The sequence below is a fragment of the Vibrio satsumensis genome (genome assembly GCF_050337435.1).
Lineage (GTDB): Bacteria > Pseudomonadota > Gammaproteobacteria > Enterobacterales > Vibrionaceae > Vibrio > Vibrio satsumensis.
In genome coordinates, this window is the sequence record NZ_JAKJSX010000005.1 from 187,761 (window position 1) to 204,868 (window position 17,108).

The following is a 17,108-nucleotide window of genomic DNA, read 5'->3' on the forward strand; positions in this document are numbered from 1 at the left end:
AACGAGACTAAATAAAGGGAGCACATTATGTGCTCCCTTTATATTCTTTGCTGTTTTTTATTCGTTTAGTCTCAGCAACTGTTTATAGCGATTACCTTTCTCCAAATGCAACGCTGATGTTGGTGTAGATCGGCTTCCAAAGGTATTGGAATACAGACTTCTCGCCCGTAGTAATGTCAACTTCGCCCGTCATACCCGGCAAAATAGAAAAGCTCTCAGGATTATCACGGAAGTACGGCGTTTCAACAGACACCACCACTTCATAATAGATTTCACCTCGCTCACTTTGACTGGTGGTCGGTGAAATACTTTCCACCTCACCTTTCAGCGCCCCAAAGCGACTGTAATCAAACGCATCAATCTTGATACGAGTCGGCTGCCCAACACTCACAAAACCAATATCTCTCGGTGATAAGCGAGCTTTAAAATCCGCTTTACCGCCGACAGGAACAATCTCAACCACTGTCCCGCCCGGTTGAATAACGCCGCCGTTCTGCGTACTTGGCAGGCTTTGTACCAATCCTTGTAGCGGCGATACCAACATAGTGTTGGTCAATTTTGCTTGGCTTGAACGAACTCTGGCATTCAATGCAGATAAATCTGACACGGCTTTGGAACGATCAGCACTCACTTTCGCCTTTGCCTCAGCAAGAAGCTGTTCAATTTTTTGTTCAGTGCTGTCTGCTTGTTTGATTAGCACAGCTTTCTTACCACGAGCTTCTTCGATTTTTTGTTCGATACTGGCCAGTTTTTGTCGCATTTCAAGCACACGTAAACGTGAAATATTGCCCGCTTCATATCCCTTCTCCAGTATGTTCAACTCTTGCTTGGTCGCATTGAGTTCTTTCTCGTAGCTAGGTAAAGACTTTTCTACACTGTGAAGCTGCTCTGCAATTTGTTCGCTCTCTTTCTCAAGCACCACACGCTTTTGGAAGTAGAGGGCTTTTTGTGCGTTCAACTGCGCTTTTTGTTGGCTAACAATTTCTGGGTAATCGACCTCGAACTCAGCAAGATTCGGTTCACGTTGTTCTAGCAGTGCATTCATACGCTCCACACTGGCTAGAAGCGTCACTTGTTGGGACTTCAATTCTTCAAGAGCAGTACGTTGAAAGGTGGCATCAAACTCAACAAGCGGCTGACCTTTTTCGACCAGCTGACCTTCTTTAACGAGAATTTGCTTTAACTTACCGCCAATCGCGCTTTGTAATACTTGCTTCTCGCCTTCTGGAATTACTGCGCCTTTGGCTTTGGCAATTTCATCAACTTGGGTGACTACAGACCAAGTGGCAAAAGCGATAACACATAAAGCAACTGACCACGTCGCCAATGCCAATGTACGAGCCGTATTTTGTGATTCAACAAGTTCACCGTAGCGCTTGCCCTTCTCGATAGGTTGTTTAGCCATTAGCGACTCCTTGCTTAGACTCTGATTGTTCTTGTTGGGCTGCATCTTGCTGAGCAGACGGCTCTTGTTCTTGGGAAGCTTGAGGCTCTGAAGGCTGTTCCTGCTCCGAAGACTGTTCCGGCTCTAATGGGCCAGCATAAACAACAGCCCCCTCATTTAACACCACGACTTTATCGGCAAGCTTGATTAAATCCGGATCGTGGGAGGTGTAGATCACTGTTGCTTTTCCTTTTTTCAACTGCACAAACTCACCAAATATACGTTTAGCATTTGGGTGTGCATCAGGCACAGGGTTATCCATTAAAAACATGGGGTAATCATAAACCAGCGCTTTTGCATCAATGAGGATCTGCGCAACACTGCCAGACAACATGTCAAAAAGGCTATCCGGTTGAATACTGCTGATGGCGGTATCTAGTCCGTCTGATAATGTCTCGAACCAACGCTTTCCACCCACTATTTCAATTGCAGAGATCATTTTCTGATCTTCGACTTTATGACCGTCGTTTAGCCACTCTCGAATACTCAATGTAAGCAAATCAGGATAAGCGGCTCGAATGAAACACCAGTGACGATAGAGTTGCGGGTCGTATTGAACGAGGTTAACGCCTTCAAGCTCGACCATGCCGTTTTGGATAGGCTGCAAGCCAGACAGCACTTCAATTAATGTTGATTTACCGCTCCCAGAAGGGCCGGTAATCGCGACAATTTCACCCGCTTCAATATCAAAACTCACACCATTCAAGGCCGGGCGACTCTGTTTGGGATAGCGCAGTGTCACTTGGTCTAATTTAAAATTAGGCGCTACCACAGGTAACGGGTGATGCTGGTAACTGAATTCACGTTCAGATGGCTGAGACAAAATACGATTCACCTGCAACCTGGATTGATTAAAGCTATTAAAACGCATCGCGCTGTTTGCCAACACCTGAGCAGGCCCCGTCACTTTGGAAATCAACATCATTGATGCAATCAAACCACCGGGCGTCATCACTTGTTCGAAAATAAGTCCAATACCTAAGCCCATGACAGCCAGTGTTGAACCTACTCCGATAAAGTAATAAATCGAGGTGTATCGACTTTGCAGAACCGATTGATTAAACGTCACCGTAGAGGCAAGCAGATTGGCCTTTTGGAAACGTTGAATCCAGTGCTCTGAAAAACCAGCACTACGAATAAAAGCAAGCTTGGACGACAACTCATTAGTCATATTTTGACGATTAGTGCCTGCTACCGTCGATTGCATTGAGCGCTTACTACTCGAACGTATCGAACGCTTAGCTAATAGGTAATACAGAACCAAAGAGACGATGGGAACCAGTACTAACCAACCGCCTAAAACTCCTATCGCTAGTACAAAAATTAGAATGAATGGTAGATCAAACAGCGCATTTCCTAATGGCCCCGATAACACACCTGAAATACGCTCCGACAACATCACTTGGTTTTGTTGACTAGAAGAGGCTGTTTGCTGATTTTGAGCATAGCTATTTCGAAGCAGACGCTGCACGAGGGATTGAGATATCTCACGACTTACCCGGTTTGAAACTGAAGCAAACACTCGGCTGCGCAATGTTCTTAACCAACCCATCATCACAAACAACAACGCCGCGCCAATGGCGATACCTTGCAGCTCATGCCCTGCATCTCCACCAATCACATGGTCATAAATCGACATAGTGATAAAAGGAACGGCAAGCGCAAACAAGTTGGTGATAAAACTGACTAGCAACAATTTAGGAATAATGGGGCGAAACGCATGTAGCCGTTCGCCAACCCAATCAGGAGAAGCTTTCTCTAGTGGTGGACCTTCGATAACGATGCAAAACTGCGGTATCTCGGCAATGTCTTCATTGGCACCAAAAGCGATAAACTGTTTCAATTCTATATGACCAGAGACCAGCTCATGTTCACCAAGTACCAGTAAAACCAATTTATGCTCGCCAACTTCATCTAGGTTGGCAACCAAGCGATAGGGCAATGCAAGCCTGTCGAACAGGGCAAACATATCGTCTATTGATTCAATCCCATTCTCATCGACCCATTGACGTGCGAACAACTGGATATTCGCATTCACTTCCAACTGCTTAAGGACAGAAAGGCTTTCATTTTCTAAATGATTCATCACCTCTTTTCGACCATTCGGACCTGCACGGTTGCTCGCATCTAAACGATTCATACGATAGCCTCCTGGTTGTTCTCACTGTCGACCGCAATAGCTCGACTTTCCACTGTAATGATTCGATTAGCTAATTCGCGAAGTTTAGAATGGTAGCTCACAATCAGTATCGTGCGTCCTGCCGCCACTTCTTCTTCCAGAACCTTAGCAAGGTTTCCAAGGGCATCTAAATCAAGCGAAGAATCTGGCCTTTCTAACATGATAATGGGCTTATCACTTGCCAGTTGAGTCGCGATATTGAGCATTTTCACGTTGCCCATACTCAGCAGAGACGCACTCGTATGACCAATTTGTGTCTCTAGTCCATCGGGTAATCGAGTGATTTCCTTGGTTAAACCCAAACGCTTAGCATAGTCACTGGCGCTATGTGTTCTCTCAGGATCAAACCCGCACAAGTTGTCGAGAATAGTACCTGACACTAACTGCCCTTTAACGCCACAGTAGGCGGCAGTATTGGTTACGGATGCGATTGAAACGGCAGCTCCGTTAATGAAACACTCACCCGCGGCCAAATCATCAATCCCTGCTATCGAAGACAGTAAGTGACTATTGGTATGGCGATCTTCACTTTCTAACAACACCAGTTCGCCTTTATTTAACGTCACATCCGCACTAGCGAGTTCACCATATCTTTCGACGGTGGCTTGCTTGATTTCTAAAGTTTCAAAGTCAGATAACGGGATCTCAGGTTGCTCAGAATCTGAAGATTCAGATAGTGACAAGTCACTCAATTTTTCTATTGCCTGATTGGCACTGTGTATTGAATTAAGTTTGATTCGAATCCCAACCATAGCGCTCAAAGGCGCAACCGCTCTACCCGATAAGATAGAGCATGCTGCTAATCCACCAGTGGTTAACTGACCATCTAACACCCACAAGCTACCCGTAATCACGAGTAACACTGACGTCGCTAATGCGGCAAGCTGAATACATTCTTGGGCGAAGGCGTTCTGTTCTTCTTCTCTCGCTTTAGACTGAGAACGAACGTTATTGAGGGATTTAAACTGATTAAAGATTCGAGACTCAACGGCCTGACGTTTGATTCCCTGAATGGTTTGGCTCAGCAAAATCAAGAACGCTTTTCGCTCCTGCTCATCTTGAGAAGCTTCCTCACTTAGACTTTTAACGCGAATAGAAGATAACCAAACGATTCCGAGAGTAATCAGCCAAACTGCCAAAGGTATTGCCACCAGCTCACCACCGATGTAAGCCACCAAGCCCAAGAAGATCAATGCAAAAGGCAAATCAATAAAGCCTGCAATCACACCGCCGGAATACCAATCTTTAACTTTGGATACTGAGCCGAGCCCTTCTTCTACACCGCCAACACCTAAATGACGAAGATGACCTGATGAAGCGTTAGTCACCCTTTCAACCAAGGTTTGATAAGTCTCTTTCTCGGTATTACTGGCCGCGGCAGACAAAAGCCAAGTGCGCACAAAACGTATGAGTGCTTCCATGGCTACAGCTAGAGTCGCCCCCGCTAGAAGCAGTGTGGCTGTACCATAGCTTTGGTTGGGGAGAATACGATCGTAGATCTGGAGAACCGTTAATGGAACGGCCAATGACAAGAGGTTAATAAGTAAAGAAGGCAGTAAGACTTTCCTTACTACCCCTTTATTTTTTACTGACGTTACAGGCATACACAATCCTTATCCATGCTTATGAAATAAGATTGGTACACCATATTGGGTATTGCAAGGTAACGACCTGATTTAACGTGTTTTTCAATATAAATATGACACAAGTCTTTCTACACAAATCCGTGACTATACCTGTACCTTAGAAACGCCCCTTACAAACCATTGTCGTAATCCGTTATCGCCTGCTTTAACTTTGAAAAGTTTGAGTTACATAAATACGGTTTCAGTGCTTCAAACTTCTCTTCTGGCCACTCGTATATCTTCATTGAAATGAGCTCATCAATAACGGACTCATCAAAGCGGTATTTGACGACTTTAGCTGGAGAACCACCAACTATACTGTAAGGTTCCACATCTTTGGTTACTACGCTGTTCGCGGCCACAACCGCCCCTTCTCCGATGGTCACGCCCGGCATGATCATGGCACGCATCCCTAGCCAAACCCCATCTTTGATATGGGTATCGCCTTTGCCGATGTAGGCGTCTTCGATCACATCCATAAATGGATACAAAGAGAACCAATCAACTCGGTGGGTGTGATTGCCGCCCATAAGGATCACGACCTCTGCGCCAATACAGACATAATCACCAATATAGAGCTCGTCAATTTCCCAGCGAGGTTCCCACTGGCGGCTGACTTCGTCGCCGTGTAAATAGCGAACTACCGATTGTTCAAAGCCATTATCCCAGCAATCGCTGTAATAACTGTGTTGACCTTTTACGTGAATATTGGGGTTAGTTACGACTTCATGCAGCAACTCGAATTTGGACCAATGCTTCTTTTGCATTTTTACCTCTGAATGATCTATTTAGTTTTACTCGTTTTAATATCAAAATGTTCGACGATGCAAATTCAAGGTGCACAAACTAATGCCCTATAAACACAGGGTTCATTGGGGTGAATAGTAATTATCACGCTTAAATCATAGCAAAGTCGCTAAAACTAAAGAGACGTCAGTGGATTCGAGGTTGCTTAAGACGAGGAAGTAATTTCAAAGTTTGCTCAGTTTGTTATCGATAACTTGGTTGGATAATTTACAGGCGTAGTGTATCTGTTTAATCGCACCAATTTGACAGGTAGAAGTGATTAATAAGATTTCAAATTTCATTTCGTAGAATACGAAATGAATAAGAGCCTGCGCGATTACACAGGCTCAAACTTCGACTCGGCTATAAATTTCGGCTCACGCTTGGATCTGGGTTCAGCGACTACATGCGAGCAAGCTGTACTTTTCTGTCTTTATTCACCACGCAAAAGTTACCGCGCTTGGTACGACACTTAGAGCATCGTTCGCATTCAACAGGGCTTCTATCCCCTTCTTTCCAACGCTTAACTAGATGCGGTTCCGACAACAAAGGGCGTGAAAGTGCGAAGTACTCTATGCCCGTGTTGTTTGCGATAGCTTCAATGGCATCAAAATCCGTTAAGCCGCCTACCGTGATAACTGGGATATCGACGGCTTGGCTAATTGCGTGGCCGTATTCATGGAAGTAGCCTTCAGCTTGAATGGTAAAGCCATCGTGAGACTCGCCAATCATAGTGTCGGCTTTACCGTGAATATTGCCAGAAACCACGATGCCATCAACGCCTACTTCTTCTAGCTTTTTACAAACCAAACGCGTTTCATCGAAGGTTACACCACCCTCGAAAAACTCAGAAGCAGTCAACTTAACCAAGATAGGAAAGCCATCACCGACCAACTTGCGTGTTGCCGTGTAGATCTCAAGCAAGAATCTCATGCGATTTTCTAAGCTACCGCCGTATTCATCTTCACGTTGGTTGTAATAAGGGCTTAAGAACTGGTTAATCAGATAGGTATGAGCAGCATGAATTTCGACGCCATCAAAACCTGACTTCTGTGCTCTCAATGACGCTTGAGCAAAGGCATCAACAATGTAGTCGATTTCATCTTTGGTCATTGCTTTACCCTGTGTTTGAGTCCCTTTTTCTGGAACTTCACTTGGTGCGTAGATCACTCGTTCGCCAAGGTCATGCGTGGTTTTGGTGCCACCATAAGCCAATTGCATCACGATTTTAGAGTCGTTATCGTGCACCAGTTGAGTCAGCTTCTGATACTCTGCAATGAATGAGTCATTATACATCCCCATCATGCCCGCATTCGGCTTTTCTTCTTCAACGATGTTCGCGTAACCCGTCACGATCAAGCCAACCTCACCTAGAGCCAACTCTTCATAGATAGCGTAAAGTTTATCTGTCATATGGCCATCTTCAGTTGCCATATTTTCCCACGTCGCACTTCTCATAAAGCGGTTTTTCAGTGCCATGGTGCCAATGCGGGTTTCTGTAAACAAAATACTCAAATCTATTCCTCATTCAATCGTGCTACGCAATTACCCCATCTAGCGTGAGGCTGATTGCGCGGATACTACAGAGAATATGGCAGGCAAAACTTAATCTAGATTAAGAGAGTGGCACTCTCATATAAGAAACAGGCAACTATTGCCAACAAAAAAGATTAGAGTAGATTCTAAGAGTAGGCTCACCCAATCGGTAAGCCTACACTCAGTTCTAGTTATTTAAGACAATGGTCAGAAAAGCTATTTAAATTCATAGGTGTAAGACGCACCAACACTGTTATTTTCACCGAAATCGTCCTCAGCAAAAATGGTGAAGAAGTTGAAAGATTGAGCATCACTCAACTTGTAGCTAGCGCCAACCCCCGCCCAATATCCCGAATAATCATCAGAGCCCATGGAGCCACCGCCAAAACCAATCAATGACCACTCGTCAGTAATTGTTTTTAGGCCAAACGCGCCAATATAACCACCGTGTGTGGAACTAGGCATCAGCACATAGTCGGAACCAACATTGTGGTCATCGAAAACTGCAACTTCACCGTCATTATAGCTGTAGCCAGCCATAGGGAAAATTTGCCAACCGAACGGCTCAATATCGAAATAACTCAGTGGTATAAATGTACCAATACTGTAGTTGTTCTTGTAAGCATCGTTATCATACTCAGAGCGGCTAAAGTTGAAGTTCATGATACCCATCGGCAACAGCCATGAACCACCTACTCGCCACTCTTCACCGTCTGCATTGACACGAGCGTTGATCATTCGTGCTTCATCTAGCCCAATAGACCCAGAAAACTGCAAATCTTCGTTATAAGCAACGCCGGCTTTGGTCACGATTTTAGTCGGATCATCCGGGTGCTTCTCTTCAGCAAAAGCACCCGTTGAGCCCAGTATGACGGCAGTAACAATTAATAGACTACGTAATGTCATTAGAAGGTCGCGCTAACACCAATAAAGTGGATACGGCCATCGAAAGAGCCACTTAGCAAGTTACGTCCTGTAGGTCCATCACGATCCATTTCTACTGAACCTAAATCCGCATATTCATAGAACACATCAATTAAGATGTCATCCCAGTAGGTAGATGCACCTACAGAGTAGCGATACTGTTCACCCACAGGAAGGTCAACCCACTGCATTGAAGGATCATCTTGTGGCGAGGTTTCGTAAGAGAAGCCGGCTTTTAAACGCCAATCTGAATTCAATTGATAGTCAGCACCCACCGCAAACTTCCAAACGTCATCCCAGTCACGCTTGATTGGAATTCCGCCTAAATCAGTTGCTCCGAAATCTAACACTGTCTCATCCCACGCACTCCAGCGATGGAACTGAATACTCGCCAATAGGTCAAGTTGTTTGTTCAATGCGTAGCTAGCGCTGACGTCGATGATTTCAGGTAAAGCAATATCTGTCGATAACGAATTCAAAACGTTAGCACCTAGCTTACCGTTTACATCATTGTTGAATTCATGCTCAAGTTTAGAACGGTAGCTAGCACCTAACTTGAGTTTATCTGTAGGTGTGTACATTACGCCAAGGTTATAACCGTATGCCCAGTCAGTATCTTGCTTAGCAGTAAGCATTGACGTTGTTTGTTGAAACGCAGCCCAACTGAATTGAACACCTGCACCTACAGACCATTGATCGTTCAATTTGTAGCTTAGTGATGGGTTCACTTGCATAGCGGTTAGGGTGATATCTTCTAAAAGTGCAGCTCCCGCCCATTCACTGCCGTAATCAAGGCTAGAACCACCTACTGCACCTAACGCAATACCAAGGTGTAATTTGTCTGTGACTTGATGAGCATGGAACGCACCAAATGAAGGCATGATTGAATGAGCTTTACCATCTGGGTTACCATCGTTGTCTTGGTATTTCATCTCAAGATCAAACGCCATTGTATTGATAGTCGTTTTGCTTTCACCCATGTGAGACATAGTGGCAGGGTTAGTCCACATCGCCGCCGCAGAGCGTGTGTAAACACCGTCACCAGCACCAGTAGTACCAGCGTTGGCAACGACAGCTTCTTGCAAAAACAGGCCACTTGCGAATGCATTTAAGCTAGTAAAGATTGCAGTGGCAGCTAGAGAGTAAGTAAAAGTTTTGTTCATCAGGATGCTCATTTAGCCTTAGACATTAAATTGTTCTAAGGTTATCGCAAAGCCCTATAAAAAAAGGGAATATCCATTATTCCTGTACAAAAGCTATTTGAACTTCCTGGCAACGTATGGGCGTGGTTTGTCTCGATGAATTTCACGTTGAGCAGCAATTGCCCTGTTCTTACCTAACCCTACCTTTATTTGATACCAAGTTTCGTAAAACACAGCCATGCCAGGGCTTGACCACCAAGTTTTGTTATAGAGTTTTTTATTAGCAGCGACAACATCTGGCGACCGATTCGCACACTCAAGAGCCAAAGCATAGGCTTCAGCGTAAGGGTCCTCGGCAATCTTGGTTACCAATCCATAGTCTTTCGCGGTTACGCAGTCGATCACTTTAGCGGTCATCGCCATTTCTAAGGTGTGATCTTTGCGCATCAGTTCGCGAAATGCTATCGCACCTCCCATATCAGGAATCAGGCCCCACTTAGCCTCTAGTATTGAGAAGTTGGCGTCCGGACTAGCGATCCTAAAATCACCACCACTGACCAGTTGCAGGCCCCCTCCCCAACAACGCCCGTGAATCGCAAAAATGACAGGGCATGGAATATCTCGCCAACCAAGTGAAAAGCGTTGTGCAGCGTTTGGCAATATCGGTAGCCATTTAAACAAAAGCTTCATCGCCCCAGATTTACTGGTTAATAGGGACTTAACATCAAGCCCCGAACAAAAATCGGTTCCCTCGCCTTTCACGATTACGGCGCGAATCTCGGTGTTCTTTTTCAGCTGATTAACCATGTTATTCACACCTTGGAACATCGCCATATCAATAGCATTGAGCTTATCTGGTCGGTTCAACGCAACCGTCGCAATTTGGTTTTCATCGATAGAACAAGTAATACGAGCGAGGTTTGGCATAGTGGCTACCTTTTTAGTGGTCAGACCTTTAGGTTATACATTTTATTAACATATGCCAAACTTGCACATTAAGAAGAGAGACCTGTGTTGCTTAACATCTCTCCCTTACATAAACAGCATCAATAAAAAAGCAGTGATGGATCGCTCCATTCACCGCTTTTCATTCGTAGCTTTGAACGGCAATAGCTTAGATTGCCAATAGCTTTAACTTATTAGCAATAACCTATGTTCTTCGGGATTTCAGTAACAAGAAGATGAAGTAGCTGCCACCAATAATAGAAACTAACGTCCCTGCTGCGAGTTGAGCCGGAAACACCACTACTTGCCCTAGCCAATCTGCAAATAGCATCAGTGCAGCACCAATTAAAGACGATAAGATGATTTGTTCACGAACTAAGCGAGCACCAACCATGGCCGCAATGTGTGGCGCCAATAAGCCAACAAAAGCGACAGGCCCCATGGTGGTCGTTACCATCGAACATAACACCGCGACAATACACAACAATGCCACGTACGCGATATTGATATTCACCCCTCTGGCACTCGCGAACTGACGTCCAGTCGCAATTAAGGTAACCCAACGACTCAGCAGAAGAGCCACACCAATACAAGCCGTTATAACAATGGCCAGTATCGTTGCTGATTCCGGCTCAACACGATACGTAGATCCTGCCAACCACGCCAGTAAAGTGTATTTCCCTTCCCCGACACGCGTTAAAGAGAATTGAACCAAAGCTTCCAAGACTGCGGTCAACGAAATACCAGTGAGAATCAAAATCGATGGTGCAAACTGATGCTTTTTGCCAAGGGATAGCAATAAACACAGTGCAATTGCACTGCCTAAGAAAGCAATCCAAGGGCTCAATGAGTGAATCGAATAGCCCATAAACAGGCTACTGAAAATCAATGCCAGAACCGCACCAGCCGACACACCAAGAATGTCTGGGCTTGCGAGCGGGTTGTATACCAATCTTTGTAAAATCACACCAGCCACCGCCAAGCCGCCACCAGCAAATATCGCAGTTAACATTCTCGGCCAGCGAATCGACCATTCAAATGCATCGGGGATAACAAAGTAGCCCATATCAGAAGAAGGCTGTGAGACTGTACTTAATGCCAACAACCCGAAGATCATCATGCCTAACAACAAGTAAGCCAAAGGTGAAATAGACTTTGGTCCTTTAGGCATCGTGAAAAATAGCTGATCTTGCGCAGATAATTGCTTTCTCGCAATAATGATCAAAGCTGGAGCACCAATCACCGCGGTTGCAGTCCCGGTTGGAATCATATCCAAAGACCACTGTGCCAAAAAGATAGCCAAACTGTCGGTAACGCAAAGCAACAGCGCCCCTAACACGCAGCTAGCGATGAGTTCAGGTTTCGCTTTTAAAAAGCCCAAGTGCCTTGCGATATTAGGAGCAATCAAACCGATAAAGCTGATCACGCCCACCGAAGTAATCGACACGGAAACCAGCCAAACGCCAATCGCCATTAGTACAAAGAAGGTCGTACCGATGTTAAGGCCACGCGCAGCTGCCCCTTCAGTACCAATCGAAAGCAGAGTCAAAACTCTTGGAGCCAACAGGAAAATAGCAAAGATTGGCAGTAACTTAGGCATTAACCAAAATACTTGCTCCCAACCATTCTGTCCTAGATCGCCCGCTCCCCATACGAACAAGTTCTGCGCGTATTGGTCGTTGAGCAAAATAATCGCCGTCGCAAATGCGCCTAGCAACAAATTGACCGCCATACCCGCCAAAACAATCGGCAAACCGCTCATATTTTTGATGCCAACAATTGAAACGATAAGCCCCATTGCAAGCAGCGCCCCAACCAGAGCAAACCAAACAGAATATTGAGCGACCAACATCGGTGCGACCACATTCAGAATGACCAAACCAAGCCATGCGCCTGATGATGTCCCGAGTGTAAGCGGAGATATCATGCGATTTTGCGTTAGCTGTTGAAACAGGCTACCTATAGTACCGAGTGTTCCACCAACCAAAATCGCCATCACCAAACGCGGTAAGTTGACATACATTAACGCCATCAACTCGAATGAATCATCGACCAATCTATTGAATGTTGCGATGTCACTGATCTGTGAAACTTGCAGGAACAACTCACCGATAGGGCCAAATTCAGACTGCCCTAACCATAAATGAGCAAGGGCAGCGAAAAACAAAGCTGCCCCCATCATTAAACCACTGGATTTCATTACTGCTCCGCTAACGTCAACAACGATTGCGCTATGGCTTCTGCGTTATATAAGATAGACATAGCACCGCCGTAGCTCCAACTTGCTGCTACAGGGCTAAATTGACCATTACGAACAAAAGGCATGCTCTTCCAGACAGGTGAACGATCTAGCTTGTCTTGATATGGGAAAGGTTCAAAATAAAGCGCAATGCCATTCTTTACGTTCTTAAGCTCGGTCATACGTTTTTGACTGATGCCCCACTGACTCGCAGGAAGATCCATCGCATTCTCAAAGCCTAGCTGTTCAAGCGCATATTGCGGAATCGAGTTATCACCGTATATGTAAACAGAAGTAGTACTCGCAAAACGGAAAGAAGTCACTTTCGGTTTGTCACCCGGATACGCTTTATCTAGTTCAGCCTTCAGAGCCTCAATACGTTCATCCATCACGGTAAGTTTCTTGTCGGCTTCATCTTCTTTGCCTAACAGCTGACCGATCTTCTTGAAATTCTCGATAGCGGCCAATGCATTGCTGTGCTGCTCACTGTATGTTTGGTAGTAAAGCACAGGTGCAATTTCAGAAAGACGCTGTTGAAGATCCTTCTGAGGAGAAGCAATAAGAATCACATCAGGGTTTAGCTTCTTGAGCGCAGAAAAGTTAGGTTCAGTTCGGGTTCCAATATCCGTCACACCTTCAGGAATAGCGGGCTGAACAACCCAATCGTTATAACCTGCAATATCCGGAACCGCGACTGGCGTAACACCTAGCTCAATAACTTGTTCTGCGATATCCCAGTTTAACGCTGCAACTTTCACTGGTTTGGCTTTAAGAGTTTTAACGCCTTCGCTATCTTGAACCTGAAAATCGGCCACCACATTAAACGATAAAACACTCGCTAAAATGGATAACGCTAGTTTTACGTTCAAGTTATTGGCACTAGAAAAACGGGAAGCTATTCGTTTTAAGTTCATACTTTGCCTACTTAATCTAAATTCTATATTTCTTCAAACGACAAAAGCAGCCTAGTGAAGGCTGCTTTAAAATTGGGAATCCTAACCTAGTTAGAATTCATAATTTACGCTTAGCTCTACAGACTGCTCAGCACCAAACCAGCAGTTAGATTGGTCGTAACACGCGTAATATTCTTCGTTGAAAATATTGTTCACGGCTAGGTTAGCCGTTGCACCTGATAGTGTATCGCTTGCTGCGCCTAGGTCATAACCCACCGACAAATCAACAACCGTGTAAGAAGGAACTTTACCTTGCGTATTGCTTGCATCCATTTGCATTTCACCCACGTAACGAGCACCTGCACTGAATCGAGAACCAGCCAACATACCATTAAATACGTTGTAGTTAGCCCACACATTAGCCGTATGTTCCGGTACATAGATCGGTGTTGTACCCTCTAAACCATTACTAGAGTCTTCAGTGATTTCCATGTCAACATACGTATATGCTGCAGCAATATCGAAGCTTTCTGTCGCGAACCAACGTCCTGATAGTTCCGCACCTTGTGATACCACTTCACCGACTTGGATTCTTGGACCATAAACGTTAGTCGGGTCTGTCATCAACATATCTTGCTTAACGATATGGAATAGAGAAACCGTAGCTTCTTTCGACATATCATCAGACAGGTACTTCACACCAATCTCAGCTTGCTGGGCATTTTCAGGATCGAACTCATTGCCAGACTTATCTACACCAGGGGCAGGCTCAAAGCTAGTTGCGTAACTTGCAAATGGCGCGAGTCCGTTATCAAACTGATACAAACCGCCTAAGCGGTAAGTAAACTGCTTATGATCAGATTCATGTGCGTAGTAATCACTTTCTGATTTGTAATGGTCAAAACGTGCACCAGCAATAAGCACTAGTGCGTCTAGGCGTACTTGATCTTGAAGATAGAAGCCTAGCTGGCTTGAAGTTGTATCATCTAAGTATTCACCCGTTTTAGTTACGTCATTACGGTCCAACAAATCATTGTTTGGGTTTAACGGATCAAAGCTATTAAACCCACTACCGCTTGCCGAATATGACGAGTAATTAACATTGCCATCCATGTCTTGGTAATCCAAACCAAGCAGCAGGTTATGTTCAACTGAACCCACATCCACAATACCGCTTAACTGGTTATCGATAACAAAACCTTTGAAGCTTTCGTCTGTCGAGTACAGTGCGCGAGCCAATTGATTAGGCGTACTTGGGTCGTAGCTAAGGTGATAAGTGTTCTCTTGATATAACGATGCGTCTGTGTAGCGGGCATTCTGTAAAAATGTCCAATTATCATTGAAGTCATGGTTGATTTTATAGCCAACCATAAGTACTTCACGCTCAAACTTGCTCCAGTTTTTATCACCCATCGAAACCGATGGATCACTCGCTTTTAGTACATCTAAAGGCATTGCTGAGTTAATACCCATTGAAGGGTCATTTTGATAGTACAGGTTAAAGTTGATTAGCGTTTTATCGCTAACTTGCCAATCAACAGATGGCGCGATTAAGTAGCGCTCTTCCTCGGCATTATCTACCTGGCTATCTTGTTTGCGAGCAAGAGCAATCAAGCGATATGAAAAATCACTGTCGCCGAATTGCCCCGTTGTATCAATAGAAGCTTCTTGTAGATTACGAGAACCTGTCGCTACACCAACCTTTGTTGATTGCTCCGTTTGAGGAGCTTTAGCGATCATGTTCACCATACCACCCGGTGGCATTGCACCATATAACACCGATGTTGGACCTTTAAAGATCTCAACTTGCTGCATCGCGATAGGGTCAATCTGCGGCTGTAAGTTCCAACCATTCAAAAATTGAAGAGAAAGGCCATCGTAGTAGTTAACATTATTAGTGTTAAAACCACGAATCGAATAAGCATCAAACATGGCCACAGAGCCACCACGATTTTCAGTTACAACACCCGGTGCATAACGAAGGGCTTGGTTCAAAGATTGAACACCTCGTTGCTCTAACTGTTCTTCATCAATTACCGTAATACCTTGAGGCGTTTCTTCAGGCTCAAGTGCCGATTTCGTCGCCGTATTACGATAGGCTTTACCCATAATCGTAACAGTTTCTACATTCGAATCTGCCGTTGTAACGGTATCTTCCGCCATAGCTTGCGCCGAAAATGCAGTCAGCAGCGCAACTGCAAGTGATGAATACTTAAAACGAGTGTGAGTGGTCATAATTCCCTCGGTACCAATGCTTAATATAAATAATAATAAATCTCATTTGCATTGTATGTATCTATTGATGGGATAATTAACAATTTGGTGCAAGTTCAAAAAGAACTTGGCCTATTTAGAACGAAATTAGGTCAATTGATAATTAAAAATACAATTGACCCTATTTTTAAGAAGGTTTACTCGGAAGGGAATGAAACGAGGATATGACTACTATTTAATAATAGGGACCCAGTACTCCATTTGCGCGTCCGCCGCATGTTGGTCGTAGCCTGTTGGGTACACCTCAAGTTCATAACCGTCAACACCACGATAACCAGAGCTTGGTAGCCAGTTAAGTACAAACCAACTCAGAGTATGTCGTAAATTCTCTATGGGCCCGCAATGCTTAACCACTGCGTAGGTTTGTTTCGGTATGTTCAATACCTCTAACTTATCAGAGATAAGACTAGGCAGCTGTGGAATAGAAATCCCGTCATGAAGCTCAACTCCCGCCCAATAATAAATATTGGTACCATCAAAACAAGACTGAGTCAGGTCGACAACACCTATAAATTGAAGTGCATTATCGTCTGGCAAGGTAACTTCGCCTTCCAAACGCGACCATAGTTCGGGGACTTTCTGCGCAAAGTCTTGTGTTAGTGAAAACAAACCACTGATTTCTGACGTGATACCTTTAACAAGAAATGGCTCTTTTTCATCGATACGAACTTCAACAAAACTCAGCGCGCCATACTCATTTACACTCGTCGTGTCAGAGACTTGTATCGGTTTTCTAAGGCCTGCTCTTTTGCCCGCTTTTCTATACTGACTAGGACTTAAGCCAAACATCTGCTTAAAAGAACGACTAAAGCTAATTTCTGAATTGAATCCGAGTTCAAGCGCGATATCGATCACTCGCTCTTTGCTATCCAAAAGTTCTTCAGCGGCTTGGCTTAACTTAAGCTCTCTTACGTAGTTTGCCACGGTTAACCCTGTTTCGGCTTGAAACACTCTTTGAAGCTGCCAGCGAGACCAACAACTTTGTTTCGCAATATCTTCTAACGATAGTGTCGAGCTAAGGTTCGCATGGATATAAGCTAAGACACGGCTGATACGGTCAAATGCAGGAGTGTTCATAATCAAGCTTTCGTATTCTCGGTAGTGGCAACAATATAGTAGAT

12 protein-coding genes are annotated in these 17,108 nt (G+C 44.6%); all 12 read right to left on the reverse strand.

The window, feature by feature from the left end; genetic code table 11:
* Positions 1–91: 91 nt before the first annotated feature.
* The gene (locus L4C44_RS06690; protein WP_146490780.1) at positions 92–1,405 is read right to left on the reverse strand and encodes an HlyD family type I secretion periplasmic adaptor subunit; all 1,314 of its coding nucleotides are present in this window, start codon (positions 1,403–1,405) and stop codon (positions 92–94) included.
* On the reverse strand, positions 1,398–3,584 hold the full coding sequence (locus L4C44_RS06695; RefSeq protein WP_428804654.1) for an ABC transporter transmembrane domain-containing protein: 2,187 nt from the start codon (positions 3,582–3,584) through the stop codon (positions 1,398–1,400). The genes L4C44_RS06690 and L4C44_RS06695 overlap by 8 nt, the downstream gene beginning before the upstream one ends.
* Positions 3,581–5,227 (reverse strand): ABC transporter transmembrane domain-containing protein, encoded by a 1,647-nt coding sequence (locus tag L4C44_RS06700; protein WP_428804655.1) that lies wholly within the window; start codon positions 5,225–5,227, stop codon positions 3,581–3,583. Before L4C44_RS06700 ends, L4C44_RS06695 begins: the two co-directional genes overlap by 4 nt.
* A gap of 152 nt (positions 5,228–5,379) precedes the next feature.
* A complete protein-coding gene (locus L4C44_RS06705; protein WP_428804656.1) occupies positions 5,380–6,015 on the reverse strand; it encodes a CatB-related O-acetyltransferase in 636 nt (211 codons plus the stop codon).
* A 421-nt stretch (positions 6,016–6,436) separates the two neighbouring features.
* Positions 6,437–7,549: an NADH:flavin oxidoreductase gene (locus tag L4C44_RS06710; RefSeq protein WP_428804657.1), complete on the reverse strand. Its 1,113-nt coding sequence runs from the start codon at positions 7,547–7,549 to the stop codon at positions 6,437–6,439.
* 237 nt (positions 7,550–7,786) lie between these two features.
* Entirely contained in the window at positions 7,787–8,476 is a 690-nt protein-coding gene (locus L4C44_RS06715) for a hypothetical protein (protein ID WP_428804658.1), read from the reverse strand.
* On the reverse strand, positions 8,476–9,657 hold the full coding sequence (locus L4C44_RS06720; protein WP_428804659.1) for an OmpP1/FadL family transporter: 1,182 nt from the start codon (positions 9,655–9,657) through the stop codon (positions 8,476–8,478). The genes L4C44_RS06715 and L4C44_RS06720 overlap by 1 nt, the downstream gene beginning before the upstream one ends.
* A 93-nt stretch (positions 9,658–9,750) precedes the next feature.
* On the reverse strand, positions 9,751–10,563 hold the full coding sequence (locus L4C44_RS06725; protein ID WP_428804660.1) for a crotonase/enoyl-CoA hydratase family protein: 813 nt from the start codon (positions 10,561–10,563) through the stop codon (positions 9,751–9,753).
* 223 nt (positions 10,564–10,786) lie between these two features.
* On the reverse strand, positions 10,787–12,781 hold the full coding sequence (fhuB, locus tag L4C44_RS06730; protein ID WP_428804661.1) for a Fe(3+)-hydroxamate ABC transporter permease FhuB: 1,995 nt from the start codon (positions 12,779–12,781) through the stop codon (positions 10,787–10,789).
* Complete coding sequence (locus tag L4C44_RS06735; protein WP_428804662.1) at positions 12,781–13,734, reverse strand: iron-siderophore ABC transporter substrate-binding protein; 954 nt, start codon at positions 13,732–13,734, stop codon at positions 12,781–12,783. Before L4C44_RS06735 ends, fhuB begins: the two co-directional genes overlap by 1 nt.
* A gap of 90 nt (positions 13,735–13,824) precedes the next feature.
* Entirely contained in the window at positions 13,825–15,948 is a 2,124-nt protein-coding gene (locus L4C44_RS06740; protein ID WP_428804663.1) for a TonB-dependent siderophore receptor, read from the reverse strand.
* 210 nt (positions 15,949–16,158) lie between these two features.
* Positions 16,159–17,064, reverse strand: coding sequence for an AraC family transcriptional regulator (locus L4C44_RS06745; RefSeq protein ID WP_428804664.1), 906 nt, complete (start codon positions 17,062–17,064; stop codon positions 16,159–16,161).
* Between the last annotated feature and the right edge of the window lie 44 nt (positions 17,065–17,108).

Coding starts and splice junctions, on each gene's coding strand:
- L4C44_RS06720 (WP_428804659.1), bottom strand. CDS start 9,657: ATGAACAAAACTTTTACTTACTCTCTAGCTGCCACTGCAATCTTTACT.
- L4C44_RS06690 (WP_146490780.1), bottom strand. CDS start 1,405: ATGGCTAAACAACCTATCGAGAAGGGCAAGCGCTACGGTGAACTTGTT.
- L4C44_RS06705 (WP_428804656.1), bottom strand. CDS start 6,015: ATGCAAAAGAAGCATTGGTCCAAATTCGAGTTGCTGCATGAAGTCGTA.
- fhuB (WP_428804661.1), bottom strand. CDS start 12,781: ATGAAATCCAGTGGTTTAATGATGGGGGCAGCTTTGTTTTTCGCTGCC.
- L4C44_RS06695 (WP_428804654.1), bottom strand. CDS start 3,584: ATGAATCGTTTAGATGCGAGCAACCGTGCAGGTCCGAATGGTCGAAAA.
- L4C44_RS06735 (WP_428804662.1), bottom strand. CDS start 13,734: ATGAACTTAAAACGAATAGCTTCCCGTTTTTCTAGTGCCAATAACTTG.
- L4C44_RS06725 (WP_428804660.1), bottom strand. CDS start 10,563: ATGCCAAACCTCGCTCGTATTACTTGTTCTATCGATGAAAACCAAATT.
- L4C44_RS06745 (WP_428804664.1), bottom strand. CDS start 17,064: ATGAACACTCCTGCATTTGACCGTATCAGCCGTGTCTTAGCTTATATC.
- L4C44_RS06700 (WP_428804655.1), bottom strand. CDS start 5,227: ATGCCTGTAACGTCAGTAAAAAATAAAGGGGTAGTAAGGAAAGTCTTA.
- L4C44_RS06740 (WP_428804663.1), bottom strand. CDS start 15,948: ATGACCACTCACACTCGTTTTAAGTATTCATCACTTGCAGTTGCGCTG.
- L4C44_RS06715 (WP_428804658.1), bottom strand. CDS start 8,476: ATGACATTACGTAGTCTATTAATTGTTACTGCCGTCATACTGGGCTCA.